Source organism: Pseudomonas sp. 3A(2025) (assembly GCF_054589175.1).
The window spans coordinates 138,187-156,615 of sequence record NZ_BAAILM010000022.1 but is presented as its reverse complement, the minus strand read 5'-3'; the positions used below and the strand labels follow the sequence as shown (position 1 = coordinate 156,615).

The following is an 18,429-nucleotide window of genomic DNA, read 5'->3' as shown; positions in this document are numbered from 1 at the left end:
ATTTCGGTTTTGCAGCCTTATCAACCAATACATAAGCCCCTACCGTAACGACGATCACTATCAGGGGCGGTTTTACAGGAGTGTCTTTATGTCCGGGCTTTATGGAAAAGTTGCCTTATGCGCTGCAGCGCTTTATGCCGGTGTGGCAAGCGCTACCACAGAGGTAAAGACAGTCGATTCGGGGCAACAAATCGTTCGTGCAGGAAGCGAGGCATCGATTGTCGGGCCGGCGGCCTGGTTCACAGGTTCCGTGCGCATCGACATGGTCTGGCCTGCCGGGGACGGCATCAACGCGTCCGGAGCGCTGGTGACATTTGAACCCGGATCTCGCTCGGCCTGGCACACCCATCCGGTTGGCCAGCGTTTGTCGGTGGTTTCCGGTGTCGGGCTTACTCAGGAGTGGGGCAAGCCGATTCAGGAAATCCGTCCTGGCGATGTCGTGTACTGCCCGCCGGGTGTCAAGCATTGGCATGGCGCATCTCCCAGGACAGCGATGACGCACCTGGCGGTGACCGGCGTTCAGGCCGATGGAAAAAATGTCGAATGGCTGGAGAAAGTCAGCGATGACCAATATCACGCTCATTAAGCACAGCCGACCGTGGCTTGTGGTCGCAGGCTGCGTACTAAGCCTTGTCGCAGGAATAAGCCAGGCGGCCTCTGCCACGAATCCAGCCAACAGCAAAAAAGGTGAACAGGTTATGTCCGAGACACTTTCAACGCGCCAGCAGGCAATCCTGCCGATTGCAGCTTTTGCAGCCCTGGGTGATATGCCCAAACTTGAAGAGGTGCTGAATAAAGGTCTGGACGATGGACTTGCAGTGAGCGATGCCAAAGAAGTGCTGGTGCAGGCGTATGCCTACGTCGGGTTTCCGCGCAGCCTGAATGCCTTGGCCAAGTTGATGGAGGTCGTGCAATCGCGCAAGGCGCGTGGTATCGACGATGATCCTGGGCATGAACCCGGTCGGCAAATCCCTGCAGGGACGGCATTGCTTGAGGCAGGCACTGCGAACCAGACGAAGTTGGTAGGTCAGCGTGTAGAAGGTGCATTGTTCGAGTTTGCGCCAGCGATCGATACGTATTTAAAAACGCATTTGTTTGGCGATATTTTCGAGCGGGACAACCTTGATTGGCAAAGCCGCGAACTGGCCACCGTTGGCTTTTTGTCTGCGCTTGCAGGCGTGGAGTCGCAACTGCAATCGCACATTCGTATTAGCAGGAACGTGGGCCTTAGCGTCGCTCAGTTGCGTCAGGCAGCGCAGGTGTTGACTGAGCGGGTCAATAGTGAAACCGGGCAGCGTGTCAGTGCTGCCGTTGCGGCCACATCGCTGGCGCAATGAGCTCGATGCCGCTCTGATATCGCTTCCTGCATCCGCCCTGACGCCGTACCATCAGCGCTTTTGGGCGCTACTTGATTAAACGAACAGGGTTTCTTCTACTGGCAGCACTTCTGCCGGTCATCGCTGGCGTGGTCACGTCCGTGTTTTCCAACGCGCTGATATTGCTTATGGACAGGCAGAATTTCATCCCGAAGGCTAACCAGTGCGAAGGTATCGACAAGCGGGATGTGCGCCCCTGGTGCCTGCCATGAAGTGGTGGGCACGTGGTATCTGCTGCGTAGTGATCCACGCGCTTTTCTGTGTGGGTTATGTCTTGCTCAATGACTTCGTGGCGCACTTGTATGGCTCGATCAATGGCGGTCTGAGTTCCCGAGGTGTGAGCATCCGCCTGGCCAGCCAGTTTCTGTTTGAACTGTTTATCGCGATCAACCTGGTGCTGGCGCTGATTCCGTTCACCAAGGCAAAACTGATTCTGTGGGCGGCATGGGTGCTGTTGATTCCGTTATGGTTATTACCGGATCACCCATTGCGCGCGCTGTTTTATGGCCTTGCTCAAGGCACGTTCACACTGGCAGCCATACTCGCCAGTGCCGGGCTGGGCTTCTGGTACAGACGTAAAATCGCCGCCCGGAACACTTCGGGGCTTGCGCAAGAATTGAAAGACATCGCCGAGCATTTTCCTCTGCGCATGCCCGTGCTTGACGACGGCTACCCGTGGGTGCGGTCTCTGGATTCAGTGGGCCTCGGTGCTTACCAGATGGCATTCATGCCGTGCGTCGACAGTCTGCATCGGCTGCATCGGTTGATCGAAAGCCAGGGGTTCATCACCGAGGTGGCGCGAACCGAGCGGTTCGTCACGCTGACTAACGCACCGGGGCATGTTCTGTCATGGCGTGAGTACGACGAGTTTGATGGGCGCGTGGTGATCATGGTCAGCAACAGTGCCGCGTGGATACAGGCCGTGCGTGAGCTGCACATCACGCCGCCTGCGCCGTGGGCAGTGTTTCCCGATTTTGATCCTGAAGGGCTGGGCAATATGCAAGGCAGCCTGCAAGCGTGGTGGGACACTCATTTTCAGCCATTCTGGGATTCACTCGAAGCACCGGCCAGACAGGACTTTCTGGATCAACGCAACGCCCCCCAGGCGTGGCGCGATTACTTTCAGTTCCATGAAGAGCTTCACAGCGACCCTGTACCGGTCGCTTGATCAAAACAACGTTATCAGGACGATCATGCGTTTAAAGTCAGTTGTTCTTGCTGTGCCCACGGTCTTGCTATCGGCAGGCATTGCTGTGCTCGGTGCGGTGAACTCATGCGTCCAGGCCGCCAGCTTTGACTGCAATAAAGCGTCGACAGACATAGAACAGATGATCTGTGAGACGCCCTCGCTTTCTAAACGAGACGAGCAGTTGGCGGCCGCATTCAAACCGTTGAAAAACAGGCGCTCTTTTCAGCTTATCGAAAGTGACTGGCTCACCACCGTTCGGGATGAGTGTGAATCGACACAGTGCCTGGAAGAAGCCTATGCCGAGCAGGTCGGCTTTCTGACGGCCAGGCCTGATTTCACGCCGGTCGATGAAAAAGATCTGACGGTTCTGCCGACCGGTAAAACCTATGTTCAGGGTCAAAACCTGTGGCAGAACTGGTCACTGGCGGGCCTGCCGGGCAGCAACACCAATGCGCAGCGCCATATTGTTGCGGTGTCTAAGGTCTCAGGAATACTGCACGTGATCGCGTTCGAGGGCAGCTTCGATCACACCTTGTTTTGTGATCGGGGCAAGCTTTATGAGTACGTTGATAAAAGCTCTTCGACGCCACCTTTCTTCAAGGAAATTGCGCAGGATGTGTGCCTCGAAAGCGCTGATGATCTGGGAGGCAATGAAGAAGGCAAGCGATTTGCGGGCGTGCTGGACGGCACCTTCTACTATCGCCAGCGGGTTGGCCGCAATGAGCTGAAAAGCATGGCCTACCGGTTGGGTTCGAACACGCCGCCGCAAGAAAGCAGCCGGTTGTTTCAACAAGTTTCGAACACGCTTGAGCATCAAAAGGCTGTGTTGCTGTTTACGCGAGACAATAGTTACAGCCAGTTAGGGGCTTTTCATGTCGGGGCAAACAAGACGGAAATTATCATCCCGCCCAACGAGCCGGGAACGGATTGGTCTATCTACAACCCCACCTGGAGCAAGCAGCGCCCGGTGGTTTATTTTCTCAATGGGCCGGGCGATGTCTGGCGTGCTGACCTGATCACCAAAACGCTGGTGAGGGTTGTGCATGCGGATCAGGAAGGCCGGATCAGAAGTGTTATGCCTATCGAAATCAACGGTCGGGAGGCAATTCTATACCTGGAAGATTTCCTGCTGACGATGGCTATCGCTCCGGATTGATAGCAGGACAGTGCAGTATTTTATGCAAAGGATGCATTGATCTCATCCAGCACACCCACCACTTTGACCGCATCGGTTGCTGTTTTGGTCAAGCACGGCAAGTATGCTGATAATTCTTATGATATGACGACTTGAAATAGCTCAGTGGCATGATGCGTGTATCATCGGGTCAGTGAGTAGGTGCCTTGCCCGAGTTGAATCCTGCGAGTTCGACACACTTCAGCGCCAGAATGGTTGTCGGATCGACCAGTGCCACCTCATGTTTTTTGATGACGTAGGATTCGCTATGCTCAAGCACCAATGGGAGCTCTGTGCACCCTAGAATGAGTACATCCGCACCCCGTGCACACAGGTGCTCTGCAGCGGTTAGTAACTGATCTTTGCAGATGCCATCTATGAAACCTGCCTTGATTCCGCGATCTCCATAGATCGATTCCATCACCAGCGTCTGGTAGTCCGCGCCTGGGATGATGATTTGAAGTCCTGCCCGTAGCGCTGCCTCGTGATACACCTGACTTTTTATTGTGCCGGATGTCGCAAGCAGCCCTACGGTTTTGCCAGCGCCATACCGTTGCACGATTGCCTCCACCGTCTCAGTAAGCATGTTCACGATGGGGACGCGAAGGTGTGTCTGGATGCGCTCAACAAACGCATGGGCCGTGTTGCACGGAATCGCTATGGCATTGGCACCAGCGCTTTCCAGTCGTTTGCACGTTGCATACATCGCCATCGTTGGATCAGTTTCGTCATTCAGCAGGTTGGCTGTGCGATCAGGGATCTGGGGGTTTTGTTCTACCACCATTTTGATGTGCTCTTGGTCACGGCCTGCAGGTGTGTGCGCCACGACCTTACCCATGAAGTCGACCGTTGCCGCCGGCCCAACTCCACCCACTATCCCAAGCTTGAATGGCGGGCGGGTTGACTGGCCTTTTTCCAACGTGGCAAAAGTCGCATAAATCTCGTTGATATCCAGGACAGCCAGGCCACGTCTTTGAAGATCACCGCAGACCAATGAGAGCTCAGTCATGCCGGGCAGAATAATCGTGGCACCCTGATCCTGAAGTGAGAGGCATGCCTGATACACGCACTCCACTGGCACACCATCAAGGTGTCCATCTTTGATGCCGTTGACCCCATACATGGCGTCCATTAATCCAGACTGCTCGGTGTCACGGGGATAGACCAGCTTGAAGTCGGTGCCAAAATAGCGCTCGAACAACCCGGAGTGCCGTACGTAGTCAGAGGCGATGATACCCAACGTAGTAGCAGGTTCAGCGATATGATCGATGTGCTTGCGCAATGCCGTCATCATATCCAGAACAGGTATGCCTATCTCTTCCTGAATCTCCTCTCGAAATGTGTGGCTGGCGAAACAAGGCAGTAACACTGCACTGACGTCGCTGGCCTCGAACGTCTGGCAAACCTGGAACACGTAGAACTTTCTGGATGTCATGTTGGCGCCCCGATCCAGTGGCATCAGGACGTCCTTGAAGGGGTGTTGCTCAAACAGAAAGTGATAGCGACCTTGGTCTTCCAATACCGCTCGTGACTTCACAAGTTTGTAGAAAAGGTCACCGCCGGCCAGTGATCCAAGTCCGCCGACGATACCGAGTTTGCGTGCAAACGACGACTTACTGAACGGCTTCGATTTACCTTTCATTTCTATGCTCTCAAGCGCGGGCTATAGTTTGAGTAGGGCGTACAGATGCATGTGCGGGCTCGCCCTCAGCCTCTTCGTGTGGTTCTGATTTAGCAACCACTGCCGTCGCAATGCTGTTGCCAACCACGTTGGTGGCAGTCCTGGCCATGTCGAGAAATTGGTCAATGCCAAGGATCAGTAAAATGCCCGCTTCGGGAAGGTTGAACATGGGTAACGTTGCAGCCACTACAACCACTGATGCACGCGCTACACCTGCCATTCCCTTGCTAGTGATCATCAGCGTCAGCAGGATGAGTAGTTGCTGTGTGAAGCTCAGTTCAACGTTGTAGGCTTGGGCAATAAACACGATGGCAAACGCTTGATACATCATTGAACCATCGAGGTTGAATGAGTAGCCCAGCGGCAGAACGAAGCTGGATACGCGTTTCGGCGCGCCAAATTTCTCAAGTGCCTCCATGGTTTTCGGATAGGCAGACTCGCTGCTGGCCGTGGAAAACGCCAACAGAACAGGTTCGCGAATGAGCTTGCCCAAGGTAAATACTGAGCGTCCCAAGAACAGGTAACCCGCACCGAACAACACACACCACAGAATCACAATGCCCAGGTAGAACTCGGCAATCAGCTTGCCGTAATCAACAACCAGGCCGAGACCTTGAGTGGTAATAGCCGATGCGATAGCTGCGAAAACGCCAATGGGTGCGAAGGCCATGACGAAGTCCGTGACCTTGAACATGACTTTGGCCAGTTCTTCGATGCCATCGACAATTGTCGTGTAACCGGCGCGCTTCACACCCGCCAAGGCGAACCCGAAGAACAACGAGAACACCACGATTTGCAGGATTTCGTTGTTGGCCATTGCCTCAGCGATGCTGCGTGGAAACACGTGACTGATGAAAACCTTGAGGCTGAAGTCTCCGGTGCTCACCACGGGAGTTGCCGCATGCTGGACAACCTCCATGTTCAGTCCTGCGCCAGGTTGGAAAAGGTTCACCAAGCCCATGCCGATTGCCAGCGAGATCACCGAGGCGGTGACGAACCAGACCATCGCTCGCAGGCCGATACGTCCAACAGAGCGGGAGTTTCCCATGCTGGCTATGCCGCCCACCAAGGTGGCGAATACGAGAGGCGCGATGATCATCTTGATCATGCGTAGAAATATATCGGTGACCATCGAGAAGTGGGAAGCGATCTCTTTGGCGCTTTGTTCGCTCCCTGCGAAGTGGTGGCACGCCCAACCGACAAGCACGCCTGAGGCGATGCCAATTGCGATCCGACGTGGAAGTTTATTTTTCTTCACGGAGCTATCCTCAAGTGATTTTTTTGGCTTTTTTTACTTGGCAGGAGACAAGTGTCATTCGGTCGAAGCTCTTCGGCTTCACTTCCACGTTTTTGATTCTAAGGTAGGTCTTGTAAGGTCATGATGAGTAATCCCGATAGGCCCATGCGCTTTTGGAATAGTTTTCGAAATCGCTGCTTCATGTAGGCTGCGGGGCAGTAAACTGCTCGCTTGGGACATGAGGTGTCAGTATGCAAATCAAATGGCTGGACGATCTTCTGGCGGTCGCGGAGTGGAAGAATTTTTCACGGGCTGCCGAGGTTCGATGTGTGACCCAGTCGGCTTTGTCGAGACGTATAAAGTCATTAGAAGAATGGGTAGGTGCTGAGTTAGTGGATCGTGGCACCTATCCCGTCCAACTGACGCCGGCAGGTCGCACATTTTGTGAAGAGGGCCGTGAGGCACTGGAGGGGCTATTGAGGCTTCGCTCAAGTCTGCGGGAGGTGGAGCGAATGCCTGGGCGCTCTATTCAGGTAACTGCCGGCCATAGCTTGTCGATGACATTCTTGCCGAAGTGGCTAACTCAATTTCAGCAGCATAACGAACAATTTAATGCTCGAGTCGTCGCCGCCAATATTCATGACGCCGTCATCGCCCTGGAGGAGGGGGGGTGCGATTTAATGATCGTCTATCATCATCCTCTGGCGCCCATACTTCTAGACCCGGCTAAATTCGGTAGCCTTACGTTGGGACATGACGCCTTCATTCCATTGTGTGCACCTGACAAGAAAGGGCAGCCGTTGTACCGCTTGCCCGGTACCTCAACTAAAGTTGTTCCACACCTAGCCTATACGGCTACCACTTTCTTGGGGCGCGTTGCGGATATCGTCATCAAAAATGGGCCATGTGTAAGTGTGCTGGAGCGCTGCTATGAAGCAGACATGGCGATGCTATTGATGCGAATGGCTATAGAGGGATACGGCGTGGCATGGTTGCCACAAAGCGCAGTCATCGACGAACTCCAACGAGGTCAGTTGGTGAAAGCCGGTGGTGATGAATGGAGCACGCGACTAGAGATACGATCTTACTGCTCGTTAACCAATGAGAATCCTACGATGCGTAGCTTATGGAAAACCCTCGAAGGGGCCTCCCGGGATCTCCAGAGCACGGCGACCTTCTGATCCAGGCTCCCATTCCTTTCGCCTACAGCGTCATCCTGCTTTAGGTTTACGACCACGTAAGCTTGGCTTTGCTGGCACGCTTTTTCCGTACTCACTCCACCACAAAGCGAGTGCCTCCATTGTTGGCCCAAGCGCACGGGCCTTTTCCGTCATCTCATATTCAACACGCGGCGGGACTTCCGCGAAGACTGTTCGCGACACCAGGCCATCATTTTCAAGTTCACGGAGTTGCGCCGTCAGCATGTGCTGGGTGATGCCATGGATTGCCTTGCGAAGCTCACCAAAGCGGTAGATTCGTTGGTTCAACAACCACATGATTTCCAGCTTCCATTTGCCTGAGAGGAGCGCAAATGCACGGCGCATTTCCTCATGCATGTTGATCTGCTGTTCATCAATAGTCTGGCTTTCCATACTAAGCACCACTTTTTCATCCTACTTGTGGAGGTTCATATTAGGCGACATCTTTGACCTAAGTCGACGCATTGATATCTGCTTAGGAAAAGTCTCATGATTGAAATCTGCATGTACTGGATCAGCACAACACTGCTGTCGTTGTTGTACCTGGCTTCGGCGACCCTGTATCTGGTCAAAAGGGAATGGGTTCGTGAAGCGCTCGCCGATCTCGGTTACCCCGCCAATCTGATGCCGCTGCTCATTGCGGTAAAGATCCTGGCGGTAGCTGCCATCCTTCTACGCATCAACGTTTCGCTTAGCGACCTTGCCTACGCCGGCATGCTCTATCACCTGCTGCTCTCAGCGTTTGCACATATCAACGCTCGAAAACCTGGCGGAGCCTTACCTGCGGCTATCTGCCTCGTGTTGTTGGTCACTTCTTTCCTCACCCAAAACGCCGCTCGTGACGTGCAGTCACCTTACTTGCAGGTAGCAGCGGCCCACTCAATACTGGCGCCGGTCGCGGTCGTGTCAAGGACGGCTGAGAATGTTGCCGGTGTGGTCGCCGAGATCCAGGCAGCGGGTGATACTGCCCTCGGAGTAGTCTGAGATGTTTCCGACCCGGAACAGAGTCGCTCGGCTAAGAAAGAAGCAGACGCCAAGGTGCTTGGCGCTGAGAACTTCGTGTCCTCTAGCTACGAGGCTGCAATGAAAATTGTGCGTCGTAGGTCAGATCGGCCCGATTGATGAGTTGAATAGCCTGCCGTTGCTGTTGGGTCGTCGCCGTGTCGCTGGTCAGGCCATGGCTGGTACCGCTCAAACGCAAGAAATACTGGATTTTTGCGCTCGGATGAATGTTCTTCCGGACGTTGAAATGATCTTTGCGCATGCATTCGATTGTTCTCAACTGACCCTGTTTGTTGGTCAAGCCCGCGCAAACTGCTTGCGATAACTCATCGGACTCACCCCCACCAGATTGCGAAAATGCCGCCTGAACGACTCCTCCGAGCCAAACCCGGCCTTTTCCACCACCTCGCTCAAGCGTACCCGCGAAGACTCCAGCAGTTCCTTGGCATACGCTACCCGCTCGCCGAGTAACCAGTCATACGGCGTCAGCCCCGTACACTCCATGAAACTGCGGTGCAAGGTGCGCGTGCTCACGGCTGCGCGATCGGCCATTTCCTTGATGGTCAGTGGCCGTTGCAAATCGCTGCGAATCCAGTCCATCAGGTTGGATATCGGTGCGTCGCTGGTGCTCACCAGTTGCCGTGTGGCGTATTGCGACTGGCCGCCTTCGCGGTGCGGCGGGATGACCATGCGTTGCGCGACCATGTTGGCAACGCGTGAGCCATGATCCTTGCGCACCAGGTGAAGCATCATGTCCAGGCCGGCTGCGGAGCCGGCGGCGGTAACGATGCTTTCTTCGTCGACATACAGCTCGTTGGGCTGAATGCTCAACTCCGGGTACATGCTGGCCAGCAGGTCGGTGAAGCGCCAGTGGGTGGTGACCTTGTGGCCGTCGAGCAGACCGGCGGCGGCGAGCACGAAGGCGCCGGTGCAGATCGAGCAGATGCGCGCGCCGCGGGCATGGGCGGCTTGCAGTTGTTCGATCAGGCGTGGTGGCACTTCGGCTTCGACGCCGCGCCAGCCGGGCACGATGATGGTGTCGGCGCTTTCGAGCAGCACCTCGCCTGCGGTGGGGGTGATGGTGATGCCGCCGGCCGCGGTGATCGGGCCTTCGTCGACGGCGTAGGTGGCGAATTCATACCAGGGCACGCCCAGTTCCGGGCGTTTGAGGGCGAAGACCTCGACGGTGCAGCCGAATTCGAAGGTGCACAGCTGGTTGTAGATAAGCGCGACGACGAGATGATTTTTCATTGGCGGGATGTGACCGGATATTGGCATTACCGACAGTGGTTGGCCCTGATGCTACTGCGTAACCTTGGTCTTGTCACTGAGGTGAAATCAATTATTCGGAGCCCGTTTCATATGTCACTCAATATCGGCATCTATGTGTTTGACGACGTCGAAGTCCTGGACTTCGCAGGGCCTTACGAAGTCTTTACCACGGCCACCCGTATGCACGGGCGCAACAGCCGTGATGACCGGGCGCTGTTCAACGTCTTCACCATCGGTCGCACCACTGCACCGGTTCGTGCCCGTGCAGGCCTGAAAGTCGACCCGGATTACTCAATCCACGATCATCCGCATCTGGATTGCCTGATCGTGCCGGGTGGCGTGATCACCGCCGAGATGGAAAAGCCCGACGTCATCGAGTGGATCAACGAACAATCAGTGCCCAGCCGTGTCGTGGCAGCCGTCTGCACCGGCGCTTTCCTGCTGGCCAAGACCGGCAAGCTGACCGGTCGCCAGGTGACCACGCACTGGGAAGACATCGCTGACCTGAAAGAAATGTTCCCGTCCATCGATGTGCTCAGCACCCTGCGCTGGGTGGATGAGGGCGCTTTCGTGACCTCGGCGGGCATTTCTGCCGGCATCGACATGAGCCTGCACCTGGTCGAGCGTCTGCACGATCGGGCGCTGGCCGAGCGTACAGCGTTGCAGATGGATTTCGACTGGACCGAGAACGACTGACGGACCGTTCGCAGTAGCCTTTACATGGAAGTAGTGCCAGACCCGACCCTGCTTTGCCCCGAGTTCTGCGGGGCGTTTTAACCGTTGCGCCCGACACACAAGGCCAGGTCAACGGTGTATCCGGTGCACACATTCGTGTGCATCGTCCTTGATCTGTTGCCATATTTGCATCCCTGAACCCAGGGAGCAGGGCAAGACGCATTCGCCACTACGACCTGCCTGATCACAGGCCTGCGTCCCATTGCCATGTCAGAGTCAAGGAAAGATGAAAACCCACTTCTTCAAGATCGTTCAAACCGTCGCCCAGCATGGTTCGTTTTCCGAGGCCGCCGCCATTCTGGGGTGCAGCCAGTCGAACATCAGCTATGCCATCAAGGAGGTTGAAGATTACTTCGACAAGCGCTTGTTCATCCGCAGCCGCACCGGGTGCACACTGACCCCCGAAGGCAAGATCATCAACCAGACCCTGAGCAACATGCTGGCGACGCTGGAACAACTAAAAAAAATGGAGTCAGTGGCACTGTAGCCATTCATTACAGTACCCATGTCCAGGAAACCAACCTGGGGCCTTCGCTTGATTATCTCGCCCGTCATTACCCCGATATCCAGTTGAGTGTGTTGCACAGCAACGACCAGCATCCCAACCTGGACCCCCTGCACCGCGAAGCAGCCGATATTCTGATTCTGCCCAGCACCGTGCTCGACGAGCACCATATCGAACACCATCGCTGGTGCGACCACTATGTGTTAGTGATTGCCCGCCATCTCAAGAACACTACCTCAAACCTGGTCGAGCTGGCGCAGACCGTGCGTTATGTGGCCTGGCGGCATCCGGGGCTGGACCGCCTGCACAGTCAACTGGCTGCCGCGCAGTTTCGCCTGAGCCATCGTGGCGAACTAAGCTGCCTGGACACGCTGCTCGACCTGGTCATCAAGGGCCATTGCCTGACGGTGTTGCCCAGCGCCTTGCTGCCCCGACCTAATCCGGGGCTTGAATACCTGACCCTGCCGGTGCCGGTCAGCCGACGTATCAGCGTTGTGGCGCGTCCTGCATCGTTGCTCTCCAACGCTGCCGCTGTGGTGATCGATGCGCTGAAAAAAGCCCCGGCGTTTCAGGCCGCACGGCCGTTGCAACAGGATCGCAACCAACTTTAATGCAACGATTGCCCGACGAGGGGCTCATACGCAGTAGGTAAAAATTTCCGGGAGCCACGCTCCTGCGTCGTACCACTTCAAGCGGGTGAATGGACTTATGACGACACCGGACAAGCAATATGTGAGCTGGCTGGTCGAGCAATCGATGCTCAATGCCGCACGGCAACGCGCCAAAACCTATGGTGGACAAGGGCGGCTGTGGCAGCGCCCGTTTGCCCAGGCCCGGCCGCGGGATGCCACCGCCATCGCCTCGGTGTGGTTCACCGCCTATCCTGCGTCGATCATCACCCGTGAGGGCGGCTCGGTGCTCGAAGCCTTGGGCGATGAAGAACTGTGGCGTGCACTCTCGGAAATTGGCGTGCAAGGCATTCATAACGGGCCGCTGAAGCTTTCTGGCGGCCTGCAGGGTTACAACCGCACACCCAGCATCGACGGTAATTTCGACCGGATCAGCTTTGGCATCGACCCGGATCTGGGCAGCGAAACCCATTTGCTCAACCTCAGCCGTATCGCCGCCGCGCACAACGCGGTGGTGATCGACGATGTGATTCCGTCGCACACCGGCAAAGGTGCGGATTTCCGCCTGGCCGAGATGGCCTACGAGGATTACCCCGGCCTTTACCATATGGTCGAGATTCGTGAGGAAGACTGGCCGCTGTTGCCGGCGGTGCCCGAAGGCCGCGATGCGGTCAACCTGTTGCCCGACATCGTCGACCAGTTGCGCGACAAGCACTACATCGTCGGCCAGTTGCAGCGGGTGATTTTTTTTGAACCCGGCGTCAAGGAAACCGACTGGAGCGCCACTGACATTGTGGTCGGCGTGGACGGCAAGCCACGACGCTGGGTGTACTTGCATTACTTCAAGGAAGGCCAGCCGTCGCTGAACTGGCTGGACCCAAGCTTTGCCGCGCAACAAATGATCATCGGCGACGCGCTGCACGCCATCGACGTGATGGGCGCTCGGGTGCTGCGCCTGGATGCCAACGGTTTTCTCGGCGTCGAGCGCAAGGTCGAAGGCGGTGCCTGGTCGGAAAGCCATCCGCTGTCGATCACCGGCAACCAGTTGATCGGCGGGGCGATTCGCAAAGCGGGCGGTTTCAGCTTTCAGGAATTGAACCTGACCATTGACGACATCGCCGCGATGTCACATGGCGGCGCCGACCTGTCTTACGACTTCATTACCCGGCCGGCCTATCAGCACGCGCTGCTGACCGGCAGCACCGAATTTCTTCGCCTGATGCTGCGTCAAGTGCATGCCTTTGGCATCGACCCGGCGTCGTTGATTCATGCCTTGCAGAACCATGATGAATTGACCCTGGAACTGGTGCATTTCTGGACCCTGCATGCGCATGACACCTATCACTACCAGGGCCAGACCTTCCCCGGCAATATCCTGCGCGAGCACATTCGTGAAGAAATGTACGAGCGCCTGGCCGGTGAGCATGCGCCGTACAACCTGAAGTTCGTCACCAACGGCGTGTCGTGCACCACGGCCAGCATTATCACTGCCGCGCTGGGCATTCGTGACCTCGACACCATTACCGAGGACGACATCCGCCAGATTCAGCACATTCACTTGCTGCTGGTGATGTTCAACGCCATGCAGCCTGGGGTGTTTGCCTTGTCGGGCTGGGATCTGGTCGGCGCCTTGCCGCTGCCGGCCGATCAGGTGCAGCATTTGATGCAGGACGGCGACACGCGCTGGATTCATCGCGGTGCCTATGACCTGGTGGACTCCGACCCGACCGTCGAGGTGTCGTCCGGGGGCATGCCGCGTGCACGCAGCCTGTATGGCAGCCTCAACGAGCAATTGCAGCGACCAGATTCGTTCGCTTCGCAGCTCAAGAAAATTCTGGCCGTGCGTCGCGCTTACGACATCGCTGCCAGCCGGCAGATCCTGATTCCTGATGTCGAGCATCCGGGGCTGTTGATCATGGTCCACGAGTTGCCCGCCGCCAAAGGCACGCAGATTACTGCACTGAACTTCAGCAACCAGCCGATCACCGAAACCCTGCATTTACCGGCCGATATCATTCCGGGGCCGGTGGTCGACATTATCAACGAGCGGGTAGAGGGCGATCTGACCGATCAAGGCGAATTCACCATCAATCTGGACGCTTATGAAGGTCTGGCGTTGCGGGTGGTAAGTAATCTGGTGTGATGCATGCTTTAATACGCGCCCTTCATAGGCACACGGCCAGTATCTGGCCGTGTTTTACCTTTCAAACACTGTTCACACAAGGCGGTTATGGACACGGGCACTCGACTCAAGCTGGTTCGCGAAAGCCACAAACTCTCACAGCGCGAGCTTGCCAGACGCAGCGGTGTGACCAACGCCACCATCTCCTTGATCGAGCAGAACCGCGTTAGTCCCTCCGTCAGTTCCCTGAAAAAACTGCTTGAAGGCATCCCCATGAGCCTGGCGGACTTTTTCACCTTCGATCAGCCGCCCGGCCGCAGTCACGAACAGCATGTGTTTCGTGCCGGCGACCAGCCCGATCTGGGCCGCGATGGCCTGCGCCTGCTGCTGGTCGGGGCAACGTTGCCCAGCCGGCAGATGCGTTTCTTGCGCGAGCTGTATGCGCCCGGTGCCAGCTCCGGCGACGAGCCCATCGTGCACGCCGAGGGCGAAGAGTGCGGCATGGTCACCCGCGGCACCATCGAGCTGACCATCGACGGTCAGGTCAATATCCTCGGGCCTGGTGACGGCTACTATTTCCCCACCACCCTGGCGCATCGCTTTCGCAATATTGGCCAGGATGAAGCTGAAATCATCAGTGCCAACACGCCGGCCAATTTCTGACCTCTCCACTTTATCGATGCAAGAATTAAATCTGGCCCGCCTTGTGCACGATCAACCGTGAGCAGGGTCTCAGGCTGTATGGGCAGGATGAAGGGGAAAGAGTCATGTTGCGTCTAGGTGCAGTGATGCTGATGTGTCTGCTCGGCGGTCTCGTTTCGGTGCAGGCCCAGGCAGATACCCAATCGCAGTGGAGCGCAGGTTTTCATGAACTGAGCTTTGCAGACCCCCTTGACGGCCAGGCCATGCGCGCCATCGCCTTTTATCCGTCCACCGCCGCCGAACACGTCAACCGGCTGCGCGGCTATAACGTCGAGGCCAGCGCCGATGCGCCGGTGGCCATGGGGCGTTTCCCGCTGCTGTTGCTGTCGCACGGCAATACCGGCACGCCGCTGGCGATGCACGACCTGGCCACTGCACTGGCGCGTCAGGGGTTTGTGGTGGTCGCGGTGGTACACCCCGGCGATAACGACCGTGACCATAGCCGCCTGGGTAGCCTGAGCAATCTGTATGGCCGGCCCCTGCAAATCAGCGCTGCGATCACCGCTGCCCTGCAAGAACCATTGCTGGCGCCTTACCTCAGCGCCAGCCAGGTCGGCGTCATCGGCTATTCGGCCGGCGGCGAGACTGCGCTGATCCTGGCCGGGGCGCAACCCGATCCCAAGCGGCTGCGCCAATACTGCATCGAGCGCCCTGACGACCAGGACGCCTGCAAGACTCAGGGGCATCTGCTGGTCGACCGCGATGACCTGCACGCCGAATCCGACCCGCGCGTAGGCGCCTTGCTGTTAATGGCACCGTTGACGTTGATGTTCGGCCGCCAGACCCTGAGCGACGTGCATGTGCCGGTATTGATGTATGCCGGCGACGATGACCGTTTGCTCGACCTGGACAAGAACGCCGAAGCGCTGGCGCGCAAACTGCCGCAGGCTCCCGATTACAAACTGTTGGCCGGTGCCGGGCATTTTGTGTTCATGGCACCGTGCAGCGCCGAGCAACGCGCGACCATGCCGATTTTGTGCAACGACGCCGAGGGCGTCGACCGCGAAGACATCCACCGCACCCTCAGCGCCGAAGCCGGGCGCTTCTTCAGTGACGCGCTGGGCACCCCGGAAAGCGAACGCTCAGGGATGCAGACGGCGCATCATCAGTAACCATACGAGTCCCGTTGTTATCTACGCGACCTCCGTAGGAGCGGCTTCAGCCTGGGCGGCATACCGACGAACGGCTGCGCTAGCAGTCGTAAAATGTCAGCGTTTCAGAAATTTCTGTGAACGCTTCGCGCTCAATCGCCAGCAGAGCTGCCTCCTACAGTTGCGTGTTGTCCTTAACTGATCGGTATTACTCTACGGGTGGGGGCGGTATGTGGGGAGGGGGTTACATCTCCAGTGAACGCAAATAATCACCAAAGCCGCCTTGCGCACGCGGGTCGAGGCGGGCGCTGGTGACGACTTTGGGGCGGCAGCTCCAGGCGATGCGGGCACCGATCATTTCCAGTTGGCGCACCAGATGCACATCTTCATGGCAGGCCAGTGCGGGAAACCCGCCAGCCTGTTGATACGCCTGAACACTGAAACCAAGATTTGCACCGTGAATATGCCGGTGATCGTCGCGCTGCTGGTAAAGGCGCATATATTCAGCCCGGGCGGCCGCCGAGTAACCCTCGCACCAGCCGCCCGGCGTCACCGTGCCGCACACCGCGTCGGCGTCCAGCAGCAGTTGTTCGTACAGCCAGTCCTCGGCCACCGTGCTGTCGCCGTCGGTACAGGCTATCCAGCGTGCACCTTCGTTCATCAGTGCCAGGGCGCCGGCAGCGCGGGCCTGGCCGACGTTGCGCGCGTTCAATTCCAGCGTCATGACGCCACGCTGGCGGGCGATGGTTGCCGAGCGATCGGTGCAGCTGTCAAGGGCGACCAGAATGCGCACCGGCTCGCCGTTGAGGCCGGGATGCACCGCTGCGAGCTGAATGGTCGCCAGGCACAGGTCCAGTAATTGTTCTTCATTGTGAACCGGAATGAGCACGCCGATCATCGTCAAACTCCTGTTGCGCTACTGAAACGCCGTCCCGACTGAATACTTCCAGCAGAAAGTCCGGCTCTCGGTGCGTGCAGATCCTCTGCAAGGGTAATTGTTCGGCAAGTATTTTGTGCACCCGCTCGGCATCCAGCGGGCAGCCAGCGATGGACGGGCGCCAATGGCAGGCCAGCAGTTGCCCATCGTTGCTCAGAGACGCCAGCGCCCGCAGAAGCAAACGCTGCAGATCCTGCTCATCCAGGTAGTAACCCAGTTCACTGAACACGATCAGGTCGAAGGGGCCGTCGGGCCAGTCGTCAGGCAGGCGGCCCTGCATCACCGTGGCATGCTCGAAACTGCGCAGTCGCTCCCGCGCCAGGGTGACCGCGCGGCTTGAAGTGTCGCAGCCTAGAAACCGGTCGCAGCGTTCGGCCAGTTCGGCACTCAGTTCGCCATTGGCGCAGCCGGGTTCGAAAATAGACTGGTAGCGCTCGCGGGGCAGGGCGGCCAGGGTCAGCGCGCGCTTGCGTCGTTCGTACCAGCGCTCGCGAAACGCCCAAGGGTCGTCGGTGTCCTGAAACAGCTCATCGAAATAGTCGTCGGCCACGCTGCTCATAGAAACACCAGTTCGAAAGGTTGCAACAGGCGCTCTTGCGCCCACACGGGCAGCACCGGTGCCAGACCGATGCCGGGGTCGCCTTGCAACTGGCTGGCAAATGCCTGCACGGCATCACGTTTGCGTGCCAGCGATGCCGGGTCGAGCAGCAGCTTGCGCGCACGTTCCCACGGCAGGCGGTCATCTTCCGGGGTTGCCCAGTGCCAGGCCCAGATCGGTATTTCGATCAACTGCGCACCGACTGTGGCACAGGCATTGGCGCACGCACGGCCCACCGCTTCGTGGTCGCTGTGCCCGTCGCCGTGCCAGGTGCCGAATACTACGTCGGTGGGCAGCAGATGGTTGAGCAGAAAGGCTTGCAGGTCAGCTTCGCGCTCGGCCACCGCGCCATCCTGAAACGCACCGCGCAGCCAGGGCAGGTCGGCAGGCAAGCCGAGGCGCTGTAAGGCATCGGCGCTTTCCTGCGGGCGGGCTGCGGCCAGTCGCGGCACGGGCCACAGCGCAGAGCCTGGGTGGCTGGCGGTGCCATTGGTGACGGAAATCAGCAGCAGGTCGCGCTGCAACTGATGGAGTTGGCTCATCAGGCCGCCGCAGCCGAGCACTTCGTCATCGGGGTGCGGGGCAACAATGACCGCGCGACATTCGGGCGGCACCAGCAGATCAGCACTGATGGCGGGCACCGAAGCCAGCCTGAGCGATGCCTGCCAGGCGCTGAGCGAGGTACCGCGCCCGTCGGCGTCATCACTGACGACAAAGCCTTCGTTCATAAGCTCCACGCCTGTGGGGGGGCCTGCTTCACGGCCAGTTGGCCGAGACTCGCCAGGTCACGCTCGGCGTGGCTCTGGCGTAAAAAAACCGGTAAGTCGGCCATCAGCCGGGCAAAACCTGCGTCCTTGCAATAAGGGCCAGCGCCCAGGGCACGGCCAACATGTTTGATCACCTCTTCGACGCAGGCCTCGACGCTGGCCCGGCAGCGCCGCGCCAGCTGTTCGGCGTCCGCTGCCGGTTGTTCGTCGAGT

20 protein-coding genes and 1 pseudogene are annotated in these 18,429 nt (G+C 57.8%); 12 read left to right on the top strand and 9 right to left on the bottom strand.

The genetic code is table 11. The features are described from left to right. The first annotated feature begins 88 nt into the window (after positions 1–88). The 4 genes from ACYP2A_RS08900 (at position 89) to ACYP2A_RS08885 (ending at position 3,721) form a co-directional block, all read left to right on the top strand. Positions 89–586, top strand: a complete 498-nt coding sequence (locus ACYP2A_RS08900) for a (R)-mandelonitrile lyase (RefSeq protein ID WP_459744490.1) — start codon at positions 89–91, stop codon at positions 584–586. After that, a complete protein-coding gene (locus ACYP2A_RS08895; RefSeq protein WP_459744488.1) occupies positions 564–1,337 on the top strand; it encodes a carboxymuconolactone decarboxylase family protein in 774 nt (257 codons plus the stop codon). Before ACYP2A_RS08900 ends, ACYP2A_RS08895 begins: the two co-directional genes overlap by 23 nt. Positions 1,338–1,584: 247 nt before the next feature. Next, positions 1,585–2,544 carry a hypothetical protein gene (locus tag ACYP2A_RS08890; RefSeq protein WP_459744486.1) on the top strand — a complete coding sequence of 320 codons (960 nt, stop codon included), beginning with the start codon at positions 1,585–1,587 and terminating at the stop codon, positions 2,542–2,544. Between the two features lie 25 nt (positions 2,545–2,569). Next, a complete protein-coding gene (locus tag ACYP2A_RS08885; RefSeq protein WP_459744485.1) occupies positions 2,570–3,721 on the top strand; it encodes a lysozyme inhibitor LprI family protein in 1,152 nt (383 codons plus the stop codon). Between the two features lie 169 nt (positions 3,722–3,890). Here ACYP2A_RS08885 and cuyB read toward each other — a convergent pair whose 3' ends face one another. Continuing rightward, positions 3,891–5,381, bottom strand: coding sequence for a cysteate racemase (gene cuyB / locus ACYP2A_RS08880; RefSeq protein ID WP_459744484.1), 1,491 nt, complete (start codon positions 5,379–5,381; stop codon positions 3,891–3,893). Between the two features lie 10 nt (positions 5,382–5,391). Then, positions 5,392–6,678, bottom strand: coding sequence for a dicarboxylate/amino acid:cation symporter (locus tag ACYP2A_RS08875; protein WP_459744483.1), 1,287 nt, complete (start codon positions 6,676–6,678; stop codon positions 5,392–5,394). Positions 6,679–6,908: 230 nt separating this feature from the next. Here ACYP2A_RS08875 and ACYP2A_RS08870 point away from each other — a divergent pair, with 230 nt between their 5' ends. After that, positions 6,909–7,838 (top strand): LysR family transcriptional regulator, encoded by a 930-nt coding sequence (locus ACYP2A_RS08870; protein ID WP_459744481.1) that lies wholly within the window; start codon positions 6,909–6,911, stop codon positions 7,836–7,838. Between the two features lie 30 nt (positions 7,839–7,868). Here ACYP2A_RS08870 and ACYP2A_RS08865 read toward each other — a convergent pair whose 3' ends face one another. Continuing rightward, positions 7,869–8,249 carry a winged helix-turn-helix transcriptional regulator gene (locus ACYP2A_RS08865; RefSeq protein WP_459744480.1) on the bottom strand — a complete coding sequence of 127 codons (381 nt, stop codon included), beginning with the start codon at positions 8,247–8,249 and terminating at the stop codon, positions 7,869–7,871. Positions 8,250–8,345: 96 nt separating this feature from the next. On the opposite strand from ACYP2A_RS08865, the gene ACYP2A_RS08860 reads away from it, so the two are divergent. Further along, positions 8,346–8,840, top strand: coding sequence for a DoxX family protein (locus ACYP2A_RS08860; RefSeq protein ID WP_459744479.1), 495 nt, complete (start codon positions 8,346–8,348; stop codon positions 8,838–8,840). Positions 8,841–8,922: 82 nt separating this feature from the next. Here the strand turns inward: ACYP2A_RS08860 and ACYP2A_RS08855 are convergent, their stop codons facing one another. Both ACYP2A_RS08855 and ftrA read right to left on the bottom strand, forming a co-directional pair. Beyond that, positions 8,923–9,159, bottom strand: coding sequence for a hypothetical protein (locus tag ACYP2A_RS08855; RefSeq protein WP_459744477.1), 237 nt, complete (start codon positions 9,157–9,159; stop codon positions 8,923–8,925). Beyond that, positions 9,156–10,109 carry a transcriptional regulator FtrA gene (gene ftrA, locus ACYP2A_RS08850; RefSeq protein WP_459744476.1) on the bottom strand — a complete coding sequence of 318 codons (954 nt, stop codon included), beginning with the start codon at positions 10,107–10,109 and terminating at the stop codon, positions 9,156–9,158. Before ftrA ends, ACYP2A_RS08855 begins: the two co-directional genes overlap by 4 nt. 111 nt (positions 10,110–10,220) lie before the next feature. Between ftrA and ACYP2A_RS08845 the strand changes: the two genes are divergently transcribed. The 6 genes from ACYP2A_RS08845 (at position 10,221) to ACYP2A_RS08820 (ending at position 15,935) form a co-directional block, all read left to right on the top strand. Further along, complete coding sequence (locus ACYP2A_RS08845; RefSeq protein ID WP_459744475.1) at positions 10,221–10,826, top strand: DJ-1/PfpI family protein; 606 nt, start codon at positions 10,221–10,223, stop codon at positions 10,824–10,826. Positions 10,827–11,091: 265 nt separating this feature from the next. Continuing rightward, a complete protein-coding gene (locus ACYP2A_RS08840) occupies positions 11,092–11,352 on the top strand; it encodes a LysR family transcriptional regulator (RefSeq protein ID WP_459744474.1) in 261 nt (86 codons plus the stop codon). Positions 11,353–11,387: 35 nt separating this feature from the next. Next, entirely contained in the window at positions 11,388–11,981 is a 594-nt protein-coding gene (locus tag ACYP2A_RS08835; protein WP_459744622.1) for a LysR substrate-binding domain-containing protein, read from the top strand. Between the two features lie 97 nt (positions 11,982–12,078). Next, positions 12,079–14,142, top strand: coding sequence for a maltose alpha-D-glucosyltransferase (gene treS / locus ACYP2A_RS08830; protein ID WP_459744473.1), 2,064 nt, complete (start codon positions 12,079–12,081; stop codon positions 14,140–14,142). Positions 14,143–14,229: 87 nt separating this feature from the next. Next, the gene (locus ACYP2A_RS08825) at positions 14,230–14,784 is read left to right on the top strand and encodes a cupin domain-containing protein (protein ID WP_459744472.1); all 555 of its coding nucleotides are present in this window, start codon (positions 14,230–14,232) and stop codon (positions 14,782–14,784) included. A gap of 104 nt (positions 14,785–14,888) precedes the next feature. After that, a complete protein-coding gene (locus ACYP2A_RS08820) occupies positions 14,889–15,935 on the top strand; it encodes an alpha/beta hydrolase family protein (RefSeq protein WP_459744470.1) in 1,047 nt (348 codons plus the stop codon). Positions 15,936–16,158: 223 nt separating this feature from the next. Here the strand turns inward: ACYP2A_RS08820 and ACYP2A_RS08815 are convergent, their stop codons facing one another. From ACYP2A_RS08815 to ACYP2A_RS08800, 4 genes and pseudogenes are all read right to left on the bottom strand, one after another. Continuing rightward, positions 16,159–16,812 carry a glycosyltransferase family 2 protein gene (locus ACYP2A_RS08815; protein WP_459744468.1) on the bottom strand — a complete coding sequence of 218 codons (654 nt, stop codon included), beginning with the start codon at positions 16,810–16,812 and terminating at the stop codon, positions 16,159–16,161. Then, positions 16,781–17,410, bottom strand: a complete 630-nt coding sequence (locus ACYP2A_RS08810) for a class I SAM-dependent methyltransferase (protein ID WP_459744466.1) — start codon at positions 17,408–17,410, stop codon at positions 16,781–16,783. The genes ACYP2A_RS08815 and ACYP2A_RS08810 overlap by 32 nt, the downstream gene beginning before the upstream one ends. Further along, complete coding sequence (locus tag ACYP2A_RS08805; protein WP_459744465.1) at positions 17,407–18,177, bottom strand: PIG-L deacetylase family protein; 771 nt, start codon at positions 18,175–18,177, stop codon at positions 17,407–17,409. Before ACYP2A_RS08805 ends, ACYP2A_RS08810 begins: the two co-directional genes overlap by 4 nt. Beyond that, positions 18,174–18,429, bottom strand: a pseudogene (locus tag ACYP2A_RS08800) (acyl-CoA dehydrogenase); the annotation flags it as partial. The pseudogene ACYP2A_RS08800 and the gene ACYP2A_RS08805, both read right to left, overlap by 4 nt.